Genomic DNA, 15,841 nt, shown 5'->3' with positions numbered 1-15,841 from the left:
TCAGCGGCCTCGGCCCTGCCAGGTTGTTATTGCTTGCGCCAGGTGCGGGGACAGGTCCTTCCAGGGCATGTTTTCGGTGTGGTACAGCGGATCGTCGGCCTGGCGCTGCGGCCAGGGGCTTTTCTTGTACAGATGACGGGTGGCGTAGCCGACTGTGGGGGCCTGTGGTGGCAGCTCCTGCAGCAGTTCGGCTTGTCGCGCCGCCACCAGCCATTCGACCATGGCCGAGGGCTTCTCCAGGCGCCGATACAGCTGCGGGTAGCGAGCCACCAGGCGAGTCTGGGCCTGGGCGTCGCTGACCTCCTCGATACGCAGCCAGCCGCTTTCGGTACGCACCAGGCCGATGGCGATGCAGTCGGCCGGCGTCTGTGAATCGGTTCCCAGGGAATTGAGCAGTTGCAGGACGTCCTGGAAGTAGCGCTCCACCGGCGGGCGGTTCTGCTTGCCCTTGACTTGCTCTACGGTCAGCGTGCGGTCTTCCTGGATGATCAGGCTGACCGTGATATGGGGCTGGCCCTGGGCGTCGCGCAGGCTGAACACGCGCATATTGTGTTGCTCAACGGCCTCGGCATAGCGCTCGCCATAGCCGCCAAGCAATTCCCTGCGGTTGGCGAACTGCCCCAGGCAATGGCGCATCACATAGCTTTCAAAGGCCATTTCGGCGCGCAGCAGTGGGCTCTCCGGGCGCAATTCCACCCAGTTGTGGCCAGGGCCGGCCAGGACTGTCGTCAAGGCCTCCCTCGAGCTCTGGCGCCAGCCCTGCTCGACCCGCACGGCCATCTGCGCATGTTCCTTTTCCCATAGCGCCAGGGCTTGGGGGCAGGTGATGCGCTCGAGCTTGCCTTCCAGGGCGGTGCCCTTGCGTGAGGTGAGGAATTCCACCAGCCGGGCTTCCTGCTGCAGCAGCTGCGGTTCCTGGGGATCGATCCACACCAGCTGGGCCGCGGTGTCCCCGTCCGGGGATTTGGCGGCAGCCTTGAAATACCCGCTCACCCAGGCCGGCAGGGCATCGCTGGCCAAGGCCACAGCGGCGTCTTCCAGGCTGTGGATCTGCCGGGCGGGCTCGAAATTGCCCACCAGATGCCGATAGAAGTGATTGAGCAGCCAACCCTGCACGGGCGCCTCATCGCCGCGTTGCTGGCTGCGCTGCTGGATGCCGGCCTTGAGCTGGTCGGCATTGAGCAGGTTGCGCGGCGCGTAGCTGGAGCTGCGTTGTTCGTTGGTTACTTCCATATCTGCCACCAGCTTTTCTTGCTGGCCGGCTGTTGCGGCGCCCGCAGCTCGGCCAGGATCTGCTCGGTGCGGGCCCGGCATTGCACGTCGTATTCCACGTCAGGGGAACACAGCGCCAGGGTTCGGGTGCAGTAGTCGATGGCTTCGGCGATACGGCCACGAGCCTTGAGGAAATCCACCGATACCGACGTCACCGAAACTTCATTCATGGCCAGCACCAGCGGTTCATAGCGCTGCCACAGGCTGTCGGCGTTGTCCGGGTGGGCGTGGGCCAGGTAGCGCGCCACCTTGATCCGGGCGAACAGCGCCGAGCTGTCCAGTTGCGGGTCGCTTATCCCTTGGTCCGTCTGCCACTTGAGCAGGCGTTCGAGCCAGATCAGGATTTCGCTGTCGCGATCCAGGGAGTACAGGGCGTAAGCCACCGACCCTATGTAGTCATCCGGGTTGTGGCGGCTGTAGCCATGGTCCATCGCGTAGTGCCACAACTGCTCTGCCGCTTCGGTGATGCCGGGCTGATCTTCCTGGGCTATACGGGAGCTGAGCACACCATGATAGTGCTCGGCGAAGGAGCTGGCGGCGATGCCCCGCAGGTGCAGCTCGACGGCATCCTGGAAACGGTCCTGGTCGTTGTAGCAGCGATAGTTGATCGCCAGGTTGTTGCACAGCATGGAGTACAGGTGCGCAGAGGCGTCGAACGGATGGCCGCTGCCCGTGGCGAAATAGCGCTCCATATGAGCCTGGCCCTGTTCGTAGGCATCCTTCTGCGCTTCGCGCAGCAAGGCGTAGGCTTCATCCTGAGGCGCGCCCGAGAGTTTGTTGGCTTCGGCTTCGACCAGATTCTCGATGCTCAGGGCATAGTTGTAGGCGTACCTGCCGCTGCCCAGGAGCGGCTTCGGTTGTTTCAGTGCTTCGACTACCCCCAGGTTCTTGATCTGGGCGGCAAGTAGCGAAAAGGCGCTGCGATTGTCCTGCAATCGGCCCGCCTGGATCGCCTCCTGCAACAGGCGGACTTCAGTGGCCGCATCGATCAGCTCGCGCTCGCCATCATGCACCGCTGCCAGGCGGTTGATCCACGGGTGCTGCGGCGATCGACGCAGGGCTTCGGCGCGCGCTTGGGCAAACAGCGAATCGAGCAGTTGCAGGTCGTCCATCGCCGCATAAAGGGTGGCCAGCAAGGGGGTGGCGGCCGGCACATCGGGATCGGCGGCCGGCAGCTCGCAGAGAAAGGCCTGCAACAGTTCCGGGTTGATGCAGGCACGCATCACGCAGATCGGCCACCAGGCATTGTCGTCCTCAGGGTCTTGCAGGCGCTTGAGGATCAGCCGGGCCGTACCCGACCATATCTCGTTCTGCTGGTCATAGAGGTCGATAAAGGCCCGATGCCCGGCTTCTTCGATGCGCCCGGCCTCTATCAGCCAGGGCAGCTCGAATTCGATGAAGTTGTTGCTGCCGTCGGAGTCCAGGCTCAGGGCCGCGGCGTGACAGGCCTTCAAGGCGCCGGCCAGGTCGCCCTGGGCATGCAGGGCGCGGGCAGCCAGGCGGGCGCTGCGCACTTCCCACTCACGGCGCTTGGGCAGCGAAAGCCCGGCGGTGAGCTGGGCAATGGGTTGTTCGAACAGCGCCAGGCGCAGCGGGAGGATCTCGATCAGCGAGTTGCCCAGCCACAGCCAGTCGCCTTCGTCGATGTCCTGGTCGGGGCCGGCGCTGCGAATCGCATTGACTGCCTCCAGGGCCGCGGCGCGGGCTTCTTCGTCCTGTTGATGGGCGGCCAGTACCATGGCTCGCCGCCGATGCTGGTCGGCGGCATCCCAGGCACGTACTGCGGCGCGCTCCGGGTTGATCAGGGTCAGGGCGTATCGCACGTCGATGGTTTTCAGGGCGACGGCGACGCTGCCATGTTCCATCTCGTCGAAGATCCGGTAGCGGCGATAATGCTCGACGTCGAAGTCCAGGCTCTGCGTGGCCATCTGGTCGAGCTGGTCGAGCACGCTGAGCAGGGTCGCCTCGTCGTCGATAAAGTGGGCGATGCGCAGGCGCATGATTGCCAGGTTCATCGCCAGTTCGGCGCGATCCGCCTCAGCGGCCGCCTGCAGCAGGGCATCGCCGTCGCGGTCGATCACCGCGCGGGCTGCGGGCCAGTCACCGGCTTGCATCCACAGGCTGTGCAGGCGGTCGATGGAAGACAGGGAGTCGGCCCGTAGTGGCTGCGCCTGCAACTGGACCAGCAGGTTGTCGTGCTCCTGCTCTTGCTGTTGTGCGTCGAGGCGATCCATGAACTGTTCCAGTTCGATGCCGGTTACTGCACTGCTGTCCTGCGCCATCCTTAACTCCATTCGATAATGACTTGCGCACCTGAGGTGCGCTGTCTGGCTGACCGGCACTTGCCATCGTCGATACCAGCCCCGGGCGCCTTGCCGATCCTTCGACACTCGGGGTGGCAAGCCTGTGTGATGGGTTCTCCTGGCCGACCCGGTACAGGGGGAAACATTGCCGGAAACCATCAGGGCTTGAGGCGCGCACGCTATCAGTTGGTATTACAGAATCCAAGATTTTGCGCCTCGAACCGGCCGCTTTTCAGGGCTTTTTTTCGCGTTGGCTGACAACGGAAGCTGGTCAGGGGCAAATGCTGCCCGATCCCTATAAGGGAATGCCGAACCCGGCCGATAACTCCAGTGGACAATTGTGTTCCCAAGCGGCGACCTGCATCACAGGCCGACCGCAAAGTGCTTGATAGCCCGTGGCCAGCAGCTATTATCTGCGCGCCGAAAGGGCTGCGAAGCCGGGCGGTTCCTCGTGTCTCTGGATTGATCTTCTTACTTGCCTGGAATCTTCGATGCTGGCGTACCACCAAAAGAGCTTTTTGATCGTCGATGATTTCTCGGACTACCGCAGTTCGGTGCGTTCGATGTTGCGTGAGCTGGGCGTCAAGGATGTGGATACCGCCGACACCGGCGAACAGGCCCTGCGCATGTGTGCGCAAAAGCGCTACGACTTCATCCTGCAGGACTATCACCTGGGTGATGGCAAGAAAAACGGCCAGCAGGTGCTGGAAGACCTGATGCTGGAAAAGCTCATCAGCCATGAGAGCGTATTCCTCATGGTGACCGCCGAGACCAGCCAGGCCATGGTGCTCAGTGCCCTTGAGCATGAGCCCGACGCCTACCTGACCAAGCCTTTCAACCGTTCCGGTCTGGCCCAGCGGCTGGAGCGTCTGGAGCAGCGCAAGACCCTGCTCAAGCCGATCCTCCAGGCCCTGGACCGGGGCAAGCCGGTGGAAGTCCTCAACGCCTGCGTCACTCTGTGCAAGCAAGACCCGCGCTATGCACCGCTGTGCCTGCGCTACCGTGCCGATGCCCTGCGCGACATGCATCAGAACGAGCCCCTGGAGCGTCTGTACAACAGCATCCTGGCCGACCGTCCATTGCCCTGGGCCTATGTCGGGCTGGGGCGCCTGCTGTTCAAGCGCGGGCAAATTACCGAAGCCAAGGCGGTATACGAAAAAGCCCTGAAGGCTTTCCCGATGATGCCTGGGCTCTACGATGGCTTGGCCGATGTGTTGGTGGCTGAAGGGGATACCAAGCGCGCCCAGAGCGTGCTGGAAGAAGCGGTACGGCTGTCGCCCCTGGCCCCGCGGCGCCAGGCCCTGCTGGGCAAGCTGGCGATGACCAACGAAGACTTCGACAGTGCCTCCAGGGCCTATCGCCAGGCGGTGTCCCAGGGGGCGCAATCGCGCTTCAAGGACCCGGAAAGCAACCTTGGCCTGGCCCATGCGCTGATCAGCAAGGGCAGCGAAAAAGGCCTGGATACCCGTACCCGCCTGGAAATCAACCAGACCCTGAGCGCGGTGGCCAAGGAAAACCCGGCGGACCCGGGCCTGCAGATTCGCGCACGACTGATGAAAGCCACCAGCCTGTTGCTCAATGATGCGGAAACCGCAGAAAAGCTCACCGAGCAGGCGTTGCTGCGCCTGGACGACATGGAGCAGTTCATGAGTCCCGAGGCGGCACTGCTGGTGGCCAAGCAACTGCAGATGCTCGGCCAGGCCAGTGCCGGTGCCTCGATGTTGAAGAACTGCGCGGAGATCTATGGCGATGACCCCAAGGTCATGCAGAACATTGCCAAGCTCACCGACGACCCGACTATCCTCAGCTCTTCCAATGCGGCGGCCGACATCAACCGCCAGGGTGTGCGCAGCTATAAGGGGGGCAACCTGGCCGAGGCTCGGGAGCTGTTCCGCAAGGCGCTGGCGATGCAGCCCAAGAACATCAGTATTGCCTTGAACATGGCGCAGTCGCTGTTGCACGGCGCAGATGCCAATCCGGATGCGGCGCTCCTGGAAGAATGCCGGGTGTGCCTGAAAATGGTGGGCATGATGCCCGATACCGACGCGCGTTTTCCGCGTTATCAGAAGCTGCGAAGCAAGGCGTTTGGCGAATGAACGAAGAGCAACGGGCGCTGGATTTTTCCACGGTGATCGCCTCCACCGTACATGACATGAAAAACTCCCTGGCCATGCTGATGCAGGCCCAGGCACAATGGCTGGCGCGCCTGCCCGAGGCGCAGCAGGCGCCCGAGCAGGGGGTGATCGATTACCACTTCATGCACCTCAACGGCATGCTGGTGCAGCTCCTGGGGCTGTACAAGCTGGGCGTCAACCAGTTGCCGCTGCAGCCGGCCTATCACGAGCTGGATGACTTTATCGAAGCACAGCTGGTGAGCCACCAGGAGGTGTTCAAGAGTCGTGGCATCTCGGCCACCTACGAGGTCGACCCCCTGAGCCCGCTGGGTTTCTTCGATCGTGAATTGATTGCCTCGGTGCTGGCCAACTGCATCAGCAATGCACTGCGCTATGCGCGGCATGCGCTGCTGATCAGTGTCAGTGACGAAGAGGGGCAGATGGTGCTGTCGATCAACGATGACGGTGCTGGCTATCCCCAGGCGATGATCGAGCGCCAGGAGGAATATGTGCAGGGCATCAATCAGAGCAGCGGCAGCACCGGGCTCGGGCTGTACTTTGCCGGGCGCATCGCCGGGCTGCATCAGCGCAACGGCGTGTGCGGACACACCCGGATCAGCAATGGCGGCCCCCTGGGCGGCGGGTTGTTCAAGCTCTATCTGCCCTGAGTCAGGGCGCTGGTACGCCATCGGCGAAATTCTTCACGCCTGCTTGAAATCTCGAACGGGTGGTGCGTATTTTGTACGGGTCGCCGTTCGCGGCTCGTATAACAACAAGGATTGAGTCATGACAACCGATGGCCAGAGTTCACTCGCCGAGCGATTGACGGGCATTGATGAGATCGAATGCGTCACCGCGGATCTGAATGGCGTACCGCGAGGCAAGGTAATGACCGCCGAGGGCTTCCTCGAGGGGCGGCGCTTGCAGATGGCTCGGGGGGTGCTGCTGCAGTGCATCATGGGCGGCTACCCGCCGGCACGTTTCTACGGCAGCGACGACGGCGACCTGGCGCTCAATGCCGACCCTAGGCAAATCCATCGCCTGCCCTGGAGCCAGACTCCGCGGGCACTGGCCATCTGCGATGCGGACGAGCTCAGTGGCGAGAGTTCGCGGCTGTCCACTCGCGGTCAGCTCAAGCGGGTGATCGCCCGTTATGCGCAGCTGGGCCTGGCGCCGGTGGTGGCCACCGAGCTGGAATTCTTCGTGTTCGCTCCCCATGACGATCCGACCCAGGCCTTCCGCCCGCCTGTCGGCCTGGACGGGCGACGGGAGGAGGGCTATTCGGCATTCAGTGTCAGCTCCAATAACGGCCTGCGGCCGTTCTTCAAGGAGGTCTACGAATGCATGGCGGCCCTGGGGCTGCCCCGCGACACCTTCATGCACGAGATGGGCGTGAGCCAGTTCGAGATCAACCTGCTGCACGGTGATCCGCTGCTGCTGGCAGACCAGACGTTCCTGTTCAAGCACCTGCTCAAGGAAGTGGCCCTCAAGCATGGGTTGATCGTGGTCTGCATGGCCAAGCCCCTGGCCCACACGCCGGGCAGCTCGATGCACATTCACCAGAGCCTGGTGGAGATAGGTAGCGGTCGTAACGTTTTCAGTGACGAAAATGGACAGCCCAGCGCGATGTTCCATCATTTCATCGGTGGCCTGCAGGCCGGGATGGCGGACTTCACCGCCTTGTTCGCGCCCAATGTGAACTCCTACCAGCGCCTCTGCCATCCTTATGCTTCGCCGAACAATGCCTGCTGGTCCCACGACAATCGCGCCGCGGGCCTGCGAATTCCCGCCAGTTCGCCAGTAGCGCGGCGGGTGGAGAACCGCCTGCCGGGAGCCGATGCCAATCCTTATCTGGCGCTGGCTGCGAGTCTGGCAGCGGGCTTGCATGGTATCGAGAACGAGCTGGAGCCGTCGGCGGCGATCCAGGGTGAATTCCAGGTGCCGGACAACCTGGCACTGCCCTGTACCCTGCATGCGGCACTGGAGCGCCTGAAACGCAGTCAGTTGGCCAGGGAACTGTTCGGCAACGAGTTCATCGAAGGCTACATCGCTTCGAAGACCATGGAGCTGACCAGCTTCTTTGATGAAATCACTCCCTGGGAACGGCGCGTGCTGGCGGCCCAGGCATAACCGCAACGTCGCTGGTCGGGCCCTGTCTGCCAAGGGCCCGAAACCTCATTCAAGGAGCCGCCCGGAACGCCGATGCGCCAAATCTGGAAGTCTTTTCGAGCGCTTTATTTCGCCTCGCTGATGATGTTGATCGGCTCGGGCCTGCTTAGCACCTACCTGGGCCTGCGCCTGGCTGCCGACCATGTCGACAGCCTGTGGGTGGGGGCCTTGATGGCTGCCAACTACTTCGGCCTGGTACTGGGGGGCAAGCTGGGGCACCGGTTGATCGCCCGGGTCGGGCATATCCGCGCCTATGCCACCTGCGCCGGGATAGTCGGCGCTGCAGTACTCGGCCACGGGCTGGTGGAATGGCTGCCAGCCTGGCTGGTGCTGCGGATGATCGTGGGCCTGGGGATGATGTGCCAGTACATGGTCATTGAAAGCTGGCTCAATGAGCAGGCGGATGCCAAGCAGCGTGGCCTGGTGTTCAGCGGCTACATGATTGCTTCGTATCTGGGGCTGGTGCTGGGGCAGCTGATTCTGGTCATGCACCCGGCCCTGGGGCCGGAATTGCTGATGCTGGTGGCGCTGTGCTTCGCCCTGTGCCTGGTGCCGGTGGCCATGACGCGGCGCATTCACCCGGCGCCCCTGCGGCCGGCACCGATGGAGCCGCGGTTCTTTATCAAGCGGGTGCCGCAATCCCTCAGTACCGTGCTGGGCTCAGGGCTGATCGTCGGTTCGTTCTATGGCCTGGCACCGCTCTACGCCTCGCAGCAGGGGCTGACCACCGAGCAGGTGGGGCTGTTCATGGGGAGCTGCATTTTTGCCGGCCTGGTGGTGCAGTGGCCGCTGGGCTGGTTGTCTGATCGTTATGACCGGGCGTTGCTGATTCGCTGTTTCGCTCTGTTCCTGGCGGTGGTGGCCCTGCCCTTGGCGATCTTGCCGACGGTGCCCCTGGAGGTGTTGTTCGGCCTGGGGTTCCTCTGTTCGCTGGTGCAGTTCTGCCTGTATCCGCTGGCCGTGGCCTTTTCCAATGACCACGTCGAGAGCGATCGGCGGGTGTCGTTGACGGCGATGCTGCTGGTGACCTATGGCGTGGGGGCGAGTATCGGCCCATTGGCGGCGGGGGTATTGATGAAGCTGTTCGGCAGCCAGATGCTCTATGCCTTCTTCAGTTTCTTTGCCCTGGTGCTGGTGTGGCGGATCCGGCCTAAGGCCGTGACCAATCTGCACCAGGTGGACGATGCGCCGCTGCATCACGTGGCGATGCCCGACAGCATGTCCAGTTCGCCCCTGGTGGCGGCGCTCGACCCGCGGGTGGACGAGCAGGTGGTTCATGACCAGATGCAGACACAGGCAGCTCCTGCGCAGGATGCCCCCGCTGCTGAGCCTGAGGTGCCAGAAGCGTCTTCCATGGACCGTGGCGACTTGCCGCGATAGCCCGGGCCTGAAAACGCAAAACGGGCAGTTGCCGCAAGGCACTGCCCGTTTTCATTGGCGTGTGTCGATCAGATGTCGTCTTTATCGAAACGCCGTGCTTCGCGTTGCAACTGATAGACAAAACGCTCGACCTGGCGCTGGACCAGGCCGCTCATATTGTGGAAGCGTACACCGGCGAAGGTGGTGTCGATGCGCTCTTCAAAATGCAGGTAACGCAGTTCTACCGGGGCGGTCATGCTGCCGAAGGGCAGGGCGGCGATAAAGCGCTCGTAGACCTGGCCCAGTTGCAGGCGCGAGGAAACATCACCGTCAAAACGCAATTTGCAGCCAGTGGCGGAAATATCCAGCAGCTTGCCGGTGAGTGGCGATTTGAGCTTGTCGCCACCGAGTTCGATGTCCACCAGCTGCGAGAGTTTCAGTGCGGCACGGAAGGCGTTGCGGCGTTGGTGGTAGACCACTTCGTCCGGCAATGTGGTGCGGTAGCAGCGGCCGCCGTCGGATTCGTCGAGGGTCGGCAGGCCATTGCTGTCCCAGGCGATGCGCACGCCGTCATGGAAGCCTTCGACGCGAAACGCTTCTCCCGCCAACAGGAAGCGTTCGCCATCGCGAGGAATCATTTCGTCGAGGGCGAGCATGTTGCTGTCGCGGTCCACCTCGGTCACATAACTTTGGAAGCGCTGGCTGCGTTCATGGAAAGTGATGATCAGCGGGTCGTGGCTCTCTTGCAGCAACCGCAGGTTGGAGGAAATCTCCAGCGCAGTGGTGAGCACCTTGGGTGGCTGCGGAGTATCTTCCGCGTTTGGGGCGTTGAACACGGTTCATCAATCTCCAGACAAAATACAACTACACGCAGAGGCTAGCATTTTGCCAGCATGTTTCACGGCTGGGTAGCGCGCACTCATTTTTGCGGCCTAAGCCTGACTGAGTGCACGGGGCTTCGCAAGCATCGAAGTAGAGCCGCGGGCGTCGTAGAGAGCTGGAGGTTCGCCGCCATTGAGGATTTTCAACTGGTTGGCGGTAGTGGCTTGTTGAATCTGGATCGAGCGACCGTTGGTTTCGTTGGTGGCCTGACAGTCGGCCAACAGTTGACTCAGGATCGCGCTCTGTTCGAGCAGTTGCTGGCCCAGGCTCGAGTGGCCGGCCAGTTGCTCGAGACCTTCGCGGTTGCTTGGCAGGTTGAGGCTGTCAAGGATCTGCGTGCGCTTGCGGCCATGCTGTTCCAGCAAGACGACCAGGGCCTGCTTCTGCGCCAGGATATCCTCTAGCAGCGGCATGTCGCGGCCGTGCAGGGCAATGGATTCGGCTCGAAGCAGCTCCAACAGTTGTTGAGCTGGAGCAAGATCATCGTTGATCAGTTGCAGTAGATTGGTGTCGTGCATGGCTGGCCTTGGGGATTAAGCGTCCAAAAGCCTGGCGCGAGCCTATGGCTAGCGCTGGGCTTCGAAGTTAAGCAGTTTGCTGGCTACACGGTTGCTGTCGACCTTGTAGCTGCCATCGGCAATGGCTTGCTTCAACTCGGCCACGCGGGCTTTGTCGACGGCAGGCTGATCGCGCAGCTTGTCAGTGATCTTCTGCAACTGTTGAGCCTCATTGCTCAGGTGTACCGATTCCCCGCTTTTGCTGGTCTGGGTCGCGGTGTTCAGCTCAGCGGACTTGCCGGCGTCGCCGGTTTCCTTGCTGGTGCTGGTACGCGTACTGCCTGTCAGTGATGGGGAGCTGTTTAAACGGCTGAAGTCGATGACCATGATTGAAAAAACCTCTGGGTATTTGGACGCTTGCCTGGTTTTCGGCCATACCCTGAAAAACTTTAGGCTCGATTGTCGACAAGCCTGCGCTGGTATCCGCGACCCTATTATCGGCCACAGTTTAGGGGGCGAGTGGATCGAGCGCCAGTGATCTACATGGCCACTTCCACTTGTCCCGGTGCTGTCACGCGGGCCTTGATCACCCGTTGCGAGTTCAGGTTCTTGACCCGGATCTGCTCGCTCATGCCGCCATTGGACAGTGCCTCGCCCGGCATTCTTACGCTCAAGGTGCCGCTGCGTGCCGAAATCACTACCTGATCGCCCTTGCGAACCACTTCGGCCTGTTCCAGATGAGCCAGGGTGACGAGTTGGTCGGCGACCATTGGTCGGACAAGTTTCTGACCAATGGCTTGGTCCACCGAGGTCAGATAGCCCTGATTGTTCTGGCTGATGTCCCGTTCGCGCAGTACGACATCCTCGGGCTCGATGATATTGGCGCGCTTGAGCGGTCGGGCGCTGGTGACCACTTCGCGGAACAGCTTGACCTGGGCCGGCACGAACACGGTCCAGGGTGAGGCGCCTTCGCAGCGCACTTTCACCGTGACCCGCCCCAATGGCTGGGCCGGGCTTTCCAGGTTCGCTGTCAATTCCTTGTCGCACGCCGGCATGTGCATGCGCGGGTCCAGCTGGTTGACCTGAATTTCGTAGCGTCCTTCCGTTTGACTGGTAGCCAGGTAGTCTTCTACCGTGAATTCAAGAAACCCTTGAGTGACGCCGATAAGTAAATCAGGCAGGGTAACCGAATCAGCAACGGCAGGGCCGCCAGGGTTTAAGAGGCACAGCGCAGACAGCCCGCAAAGCAGTGTGCGGGTGCGGGATGTCAGGCGTCGGAAAAATGTCGTATTGGCGTTCATAACAGTTAAAAAGCAAGCGCCGTGCCGTTTAGCAATGAGCGTGCGTCGGATCTTAAAGCTTTGGGGAGTCTGGGCATGGCTGGTGTAATGGATTCGGTAAACCAGCGCACGCAATTGGTTGGGCAGAATCGCCTGGAGCTGCTGCTGTTCCGTCTGGACGGTGGGCAGCTCTATGGGATCAACGTATTCAAGGTTCGCGAGGTGCTGCAATGCCCCAAGCTGACCCTGATGCCCAAATCCAGTCCTGTGGTGTGCGGTGTCGCGAATATTCGAGGGGCGACCATTCCGATCCTGGATCTGGCAATGGCCACCGGTTCTGGCGGGTTGCAGGATCAGAGCAATCCGTTCGTCATCATCACTGAGTACAACACCAAGACCCAGGGGTTTTTGGTGCGCTCGGTGGAACGCATCGTCAACATGAACTGGGAAGAGATCCATCCGCCGCCCAAGGGCACGGGGCGCGATCATTACCTGACGGCGGTGACTCGGGTCGACAACCAGTTGGTGGAAATCATCGACGTGGAGAAGGTGCTGGCGGAAGTGGCGCCGACTTCAGAGTCGATTTCGGTCGGCGTGGTGGATGTCGAAACCCAGCACAAGGCCGTTTCCCTGCGGGTGCTGACCGTCGACGATTCGTCGGTGGCGCGCAAACAGGTGACCCGCTGCCTGCAGACCGTTGGGGTCGAGGTGGTGGCGTTGAACGACGGTCGGCAGGCGCTGGACTACCTGCGCAAGCTGGTCGACGAGGGCAAGAAGCCGGAAGAGGAATTCCTCATGATGATTTCCGACATCGAGATGCCCGAAATGGACGGCTACACCCTCACGGCCGAGATCCGCAGTGATCCACGCATGCAAAAGCTGCATATCATCCTGCATACTTCGTTGTCCGGGGTGTTCAATCAGGCGATGGTGAAGAAGGTCGGTGCCGATGACTTCCTTGCCAAGTTCCGTCCTGATGACCTGGCATCCCGGGTAGTCGACCGGATCAAAGCAGCAGACCACAGCTGAGGGCACCGGCCCCTGGCGGACATAGATTTATAGAGGCGGCAGCATTGTCTACGGGTAATTTGGATTTTGAACAGTTCCGGGTCTTCCTGGAAAAAGCCTGTGGTATTTTGCTCGGGGAAAATAAGCAATATCTCGTCTCGAGCCGTCTCAACAAACTGATGGAACAGCAAGGTATAAAAACCTTGGGAGAACTGGTTCAGCGGATTCAGAGCCAGCCACGCAGCGGATTGCGCGAGATGGTCGTAGATGCGATGACGACTAACGAGACCTTGTGGTTTCGCGACACCTACCCGTTTGAGGTGTTGAAGAACAAGGTGCTCCCCGAGGCTATCAAGGCCAGTCCCAACCAGCGTCTGCGGATCTGGTCGGCAGCATGCTCATCCGGGCAGGAACCCTATTCGTTGTCGATGGCCATCGACGAGTTCGAGCGCAGCAACATGGGTCAGTTGAAGATGGGGGTGCAGATCGTTGCCACCGACCTGTCCGGGACCATGCTGATCAACTGCAAGACCGGCGAATATGACAGCCTGGCCATAGGTCGTGGCTTGTCGGCCGAGCGTCTGCAGCGCTATTTCGACCCCAAGGGGGCGGGGCGCTGGGTGGTCAAGGCGCCGATCAAGAACCGGGTGGAGTTTCGCTCGTTCAACCTGCTGGACAGCTATGCCAGTCTCGGCAAGTTCGACATGGTGTTCTGCCGCAATGTGCTGATCTACTTCTCGGCCGAGGTCAAGAAGGACATCCTGATGCGCATTCACAGCACCCTGAAGCCGGGTGGCTACCTGTTCCTGGGGGCGTCGGAGGCGCTCAACGGCCTGCCGGATCATTATCAGATGGTGCAGTGCAGCCCGGGGATCATCTACCAGGCGAAATAGCCGGCAGTTGCCGCAATGAAAAGGGAGGCCCGCGGGCCTCTTTTTTTATGTCCGGGATTTTGTCGTGCAGGTGACGAATAGCGGCAGGGGGATTGCCGCTTTGCCGGCGCTACGCGGAAAACCATTGCCGCTTTTCTGGCATTGCCGCCCGGGTACCGTCTGGAAACCCTTGATTTACGGGGCTCGAATAGTTGGCACGCAGCTTGCTAAATCCGAGTTACGAAAAATCAGGTCACCCAAAGGTTTCCGACAATGAGCATCAGCTTCGATAAAGCGCTGGGTATTCACGAACAGGCTCTTGGCTTTCGCGCCAGGCGCGCCGAAGTGTTGGCCAACAACATCGCCAACGCCGATACCCCGAACTACAAGGCTCGGGATCTGGACTTCTCTGCCGTGCTCGCCGAGCAGAACGACAAGGTCAAGAACGGCACCTTCGCGCTGAACATGACCAACAGCCGGCATATCGAAGCCCAGGGCTTGGGCAGTGGCGGCGAGTCGCTGCAGTACCGCACGCCGATGCAACCCTCGATCGACCAGAACACCGTGGATGCCCAGCTCGAGCAATCGAACTACGCGCAGAACTCGGTGGACTTCCAGGCCAGCTTCACGCTGCTCAACAGCAAATTCAAAGGGCTGGTTGCAGCCCTGCGCGGAGAGTAATCCATGTCCCTCGCCAGTGTTTTCAATATTGCCGGTAGTGGCATGAGCGCTCAGACCACCCGTCTGAACACCGTCGCCAGTAACATCGCCAACGCCGAGAGCGTGTCGTCGAGCATCGACCAGACCTACCGCGCTCGTCATCCGGTGTTTGCCACCATGTTCCAGGGCGCCCAGACCGGCGGCAGCGATTCGCTGTTCCAGAATCAGGATGCGGCAGGCCAGGGCGTGCAGGTGCTGGGTGTGGTCGAAGACCAGAGCAACCTGGAGGCGCGTTACGAGCCAAACCATCCGGCCGCGGACGCCAAGGGTTATGTCTACTACCCCAACGTCAATGTGGTGGAAGAGATGGCCGACATGATTTCCGCCAGCCGCTCGTTCCAGACCAACGCTGAAATGATGAATACCGCCAAAACCATGATGCAGAAGGTCCTGACCCTGGGTCAGTGATAAGGGGCGAATCCTATGAGCGTTACTGATACCACCAACGCCCCATCCCTCAAGGATGTGCTGGCCAATTCGTCGAAAAAGACCGCCAACACCAGCGCCGATGGCCTGGCCGCAGCGACCAACAGCGCTACCGGCAAGCAGTCCCTGGGCAAGGATGCGTTCCTCAAGCTGCTGGTGACCCAGCTCAACAACCAGAACCCGCTGGATCCTCAGGACAACAGTGCGTTCGTTGCCCAGTTGGCGCAGTTCTCCACCCTGGAAGGGATCACCACCCTCAACAGTTCGGTGAACTCGATCACGGGCAACTACAAGTCGTCCCAGGCCCTGCAGGCATCGTCCTTGGTGGGTCGCTCGGTGATAGTCCAGAGCAGTTCCGCCCAGGTGGACACCAGCAAGAGCATGACCGGTTCGGTCACCGTGCCATCCAGCGTGAGCTCGGTCACCGTGACCATCACCGACAAGGACGGCAACACCGTCAAGACCATCGACCTGGGCAGCCAGAAGGCCGGCAACGCCAGCTTCGTCTGGGATGGCACCAAGACCGATGGCACCAAGGCCGCGCCGGGCAGCTACAACTTCAAGGCCAGCACCACCATCGATGGCAAGGGCACTGACCTGATCACCTACCTGCCGGCCACCGTCAACAGCGTCACCATCAGCCAGAGTGGCGGTGAGTTGATGCTGAACCTGGCGGGCCTGAGCAGCCCGATCGCCCTGTCCAAAGTACAAACTATTGGTATCTAGAGCCGACTAACCGGCACAAGGAGTGGAATATGTCTTTCAATATCGGCCTTAGCGGTCTCTACGCTGCCAACAAACAGCTGGACGTTACCGGCAACAACATCGCCAACGTTGCCACCACCGGCTTCAAGTCGTCCCGCGCAGAGTTCTCCGACGTCTACTCGGCCACCAAGCTGGGCAGCGGCACCCAGGTAGTGGGTAACGGCGTGCGTTTGT

Annotated in this window: 16 protein-coding genes; 10 read left to right on the top strand and 6 right to left on the bottom strand. The window is 61.2% G+C overall.

Features of this window, described 5'->3' with window-relative positions:
* Both J4P02_RS13940 and J4P02_RS13935 read right to left on the bottom strand, forming a co-directional pair.
* Positions 1 to 1,233 (bottom strand): hypothetical protein, encoded by a 1,233-nt coding sequence (locus J4P02_RS13940; protein WP_426191134.1) that lies wholly within the window; start codon positions 1,231 to 1,233, stop codon positions 1 to 3.
* Positions 1,224 to 3,554 carry a hypothetical protein gene (locus tag J4P02_RS13935; RefSeq protein WP_426191132.1) on the bottom strand — a complete coding sequence of 777 codons (2,331 nt, stop codon included), beginning with the start codon at positions 3,552 to 3,554 and terminating at the stop codon, positions 1,224 to 1,226. The genes J4P02_RS13940 and J4P02_RS13935 overlap by 10 nt, the downstream gene beginning before the upstream one ends.
* 512 nt (positions 3,555 to 4,066) lie before the next feature.
* Here J4P02_RS13935 and J4P02_RS13930 point away from each other — a divergent pair.
* From J4P02_RS13930 to J4P02_RS13915, 4 genes are all read left to right on the top strand, one after another.
* Complete coding sequence (locus J4P02_RS13930; protein WP_426191130.1) at positions 4,067 to 5,671, top strand: tetratricopeptide repeat protein; 1,605 nt, start codon at positions 4,067 to 4,069, stop codon at positions 5,669 to 5,671.
* Complete coding sequence (locus tag J4P02_RS13925; protein ID WP_426191128.1) at positions 5,668 to 6,357, top strand: sensor histidine kinase; 690 nt, start codon at positions 5,668 to 5,670, stop codon at positions 6,355 to 6,357. Before J4P02_RS13930 ends, J4P02_RS13925 begins: the two co-directional genes overlap by 4 nt.
* Positions 6,358 to 6,577: 220 nt before the next feature.
* Entirely contained in the window at positions 6,578 to 7,819 is a 1,242-nt protein-coding gene (locus J4P02_RS13920; protein WP_426191638.1) for a glutamine synthetase family protein, read from the top strand.
* Between the two features lie 72 nt (positions 7,820 to 7,891).
* The gene (locus J4P02_RS13915; RefSeq protein WP_426191126.1) at positions 7,892 to 9,238 is read left to right on the top strand and encodes an MFS transporter; all 1,347 of its coding nucleotides are present in this window, start codon (positions 7,892 to 7,894) and stop codon (positions 9,236 to 9,238) included.
* A gap of 68 nt (positions 9,239 to 9,306) precedes the next feature.
* Here the strand turns inward: J4P02_RS13915 and J4P02_RS13910 are convergent, their stop codons facing one another.
* The 4 genes from J4P02_RS13910 to flgA form a co-directional block, all read right to left on the bottom strand.
* Positions 9,307 to 10,053, bottom strand: a complete 747-nt coding sequence (locus J4P02_RS13910) for a flagellar brake protein (RefSeq protein ID WP_426191124.1) — start codon at positions 10,051 to 10,053, stop codon at positions 9,307 to 9,309.
* Positions 10,054 to 10,149: 96 nt separating this feature from the next.
* Positions 10,150 to 10,617, bottom strand: a complete 468-nt coding sequence (locus tag J4P02_RS13905) for a flagella synthesis protein FlgN (RefSeq protein ID WP_426191122.1) — start codon at positions 10,615 to 10,617, stop codon at positions 10,150 to 10,152.
* Positions 10,618 to 10,665: 48 nt separating this feature from the next.
* On the bottom strand, positions 10,666 to 10,983 hold the full coding sequence (gene flgM, locus J4P02_RS13900) for a flagellar biosynthesis anti-sigma factor FlgM (RefSeq protein ID WP_426191120.1): 318 nt from the start codon (positions 10,981 to 10,983) through the stop codon (positions 10,666 to 10,668).
* A gap of 152 nt (positions 10,984 to 11,135) precedes the next feature.
* Positions 11,136 to 11,897 (bottom strand): flagellar basal body P-ring formation chaperone FlgA, encoded by a 762-nt coding sequence (gene flgA / locus J4P02_RS13895; RefSeq protein ID WP_426191118.1) that lies wholly within the window; start codon positions 11,895 to 11,897, stop codon positions 11,136 to 11,138.
* Between the two features lie 75 nt (positions 11,898 to 11,972).
* Here flgA and J4P02_RS13890 point away from each other — a divergent pair, with 75 nt between their 5' ends.
* From J4P02_RS13890 to J4P02_RS13865, 6 genes are all read left to right on the top strand, one after another.
* Positions 11,973 to 12,905 (top strand): chemotaxis protein CheV, encoded by a 933-nt coding sequence (locus J4P02_RS13890; protein WP_426191116.1) that lies wholly within the window; start codon positions 11,973 to 11,975, stop codon positions 12,903 to 12,905.
* A gap of 44 nt (positions 12,906 to 12,949) precedes the next feature.
* Positions 12,950 to 13,777, top strand: coding sequence for a protein-glutamate O-methyltransferase CheR (gene cheR / locus J4P02_RS13885; RefSeq protein ID WP_426191114.1), 828 nt, complete (start codon positions 12,950 to 12,952; stop codon positions 13,775 to 13,777).
* Positions 13,778 to 14,029: 252 nt separating this feature from the next.
* Complete coding sequence (gene flgB / locus J4P02_RS13880) at positions 14,030 to 14,437, top strand: flagellar basal body rod protein FlgB (protein ID WP_426191112.1); 408 nt, start codon at positions 14,030 to 14,032, stop codon at positions 14,435 to 14,437.
* Positions 14,438 to 14,440: 3 nt separating this feature from the next.
* Complete coding sequence (gene flgC / locus J4P02_RS13875) at positions 14,441 to 14,884, top strand: flagellar basal body rod protein FlgC (protein WP_426191110.1); 444 nt, start codon at positions 14,441 to 14,443, stop codon at positions 14,882 to 14,884.
* 15 nt (positions 14,885 to 14,899) lie between these two features.
* Positions 14,900 to 15,628, top strand: a complete 729-nt coding sequence (flgD, locus tag J4P02_RS13870) for a flagellar hook assembly protein FlgD (RefSeq protein WP_426191108.1) — start codon at positions 14,900 to 14,902, stop codon at positions 15,626 to 15,628.
* A gap of 29 nt (positions 15,629 to 15,657) precedes the next feature.
* Positions 15,658 to 15,841, top strand: a 184-nt coding sequence (locus J4P02_RS13865) for a flagellar basal body protein (RefSeq protein ID WP_426191106.1), incomplete at its 3' end; no start/stop codon positions are given.

Source organism: Pseudomonas sp. NFXW11 (genome assembly GCF_049887815.1).
Taxonomy (GTDB): domain Bacteria; phylum Pseudomonadota; class Gammaproteobacteria; order Pseudomonadales; family Pseudomonadaceae; genus Aquipseudomonas.
This window is presented reverse-complemented; position numbering and strand designations above follow the sequence as displayed.

Excerpts from the sequence above, each read along its gene's own strand:
- J4P02_RS13940 (WP_426191134.1), bottom strand. The coding sequence starts at position 1,233 with ATGGAAGTAACCAACGAACAACGCAGCTCCAGCTACGCGCCGCGCAAC.
- J4P02_RS13915 (WP_426191126.1), top strand. The coding sequence starts at position 7,892 with ATGCGCCAAATCTGGAAGTCTTTTCGAGCGCTTTATTTCGCCTCGCTG.
- flgM (WP_426191120.1), bottom strand. The coding sequence starts at position 10,983 with ATGGTCATCGACTTCAGCCGTTTAAACAGCTCCCCATCACTGACAGGC.
- J4P02_RS13930 (WP_426191130.1), top strand. The coding sequence starts at position 4,067 with ATGCTGGCGTACCACCAAAAGAGCTTTTTGATCGTCGATGATTTCTCG.
- flgA (WP_426191118.1), bottom strand. The coding sequence starts at position 11,897 with ATGAACGCCAATACGACATTTTTCCGACGCCTGACATCCCGCACCCGC.
- flgC (WP_426191110.1), top strand. The coding sequence starts at position 14,441 with ATGTCCCTCGCCAGTGTTTTCAATATTGCCGGTAGTGGCATGAGCGCT.
- J4P02_RS13925 (WP_426191128.1), top strand. The coding sequence starts at position 5,668 with ATGAACGAAGAGCAACGGGCGCTGGATTTTTCCACGGTGATCGCCTCC.
- J4P02_RS13905 (WP_426191122.1), bottom strand. The coding sequence starts at position 10,617 with ATGCACGACACCAATCTACTGCAACTGATCAACGATGATCTTGCTCCA.
- J4P02_RS13935 (WP_426191132.1), bottom strand. The coding sequence starts at position 3,554 with ATGGCGCAGGACAGCAGTGCAGTAACCGGCATCGAACTGGAACAGTTC.
- J4P02_RS13890 (WP_426191116.1), top strand. The coding sequence starts at position 11,973 with ATGGCTGGTGTAATGGATTCGGTAAACCAGCGCACGCAATTGGTTGGG.
- flgD (WP_426191108.1), top strand. The coding sequence starts at position 14,900 with ATGAGCGTTACTGATACCACCAACGCCCCATCCCTCAAGGATGTGCTG.
- J4P02_RS13920 (WP_426191638.1), top strand. The coding sequence starts at position 6,578 with ATGACCGCCGAGGGCTTCCTCGAGGGGCGGCGCTTGCAGATGGCTCGG.
- flgB (WP_426191112.1), top strand. The coding sequence starts at position 14,030 with ATGAGCATCAGCTTCGATAAAGCGCTGGGTATTCACGAACAGGCTCTT.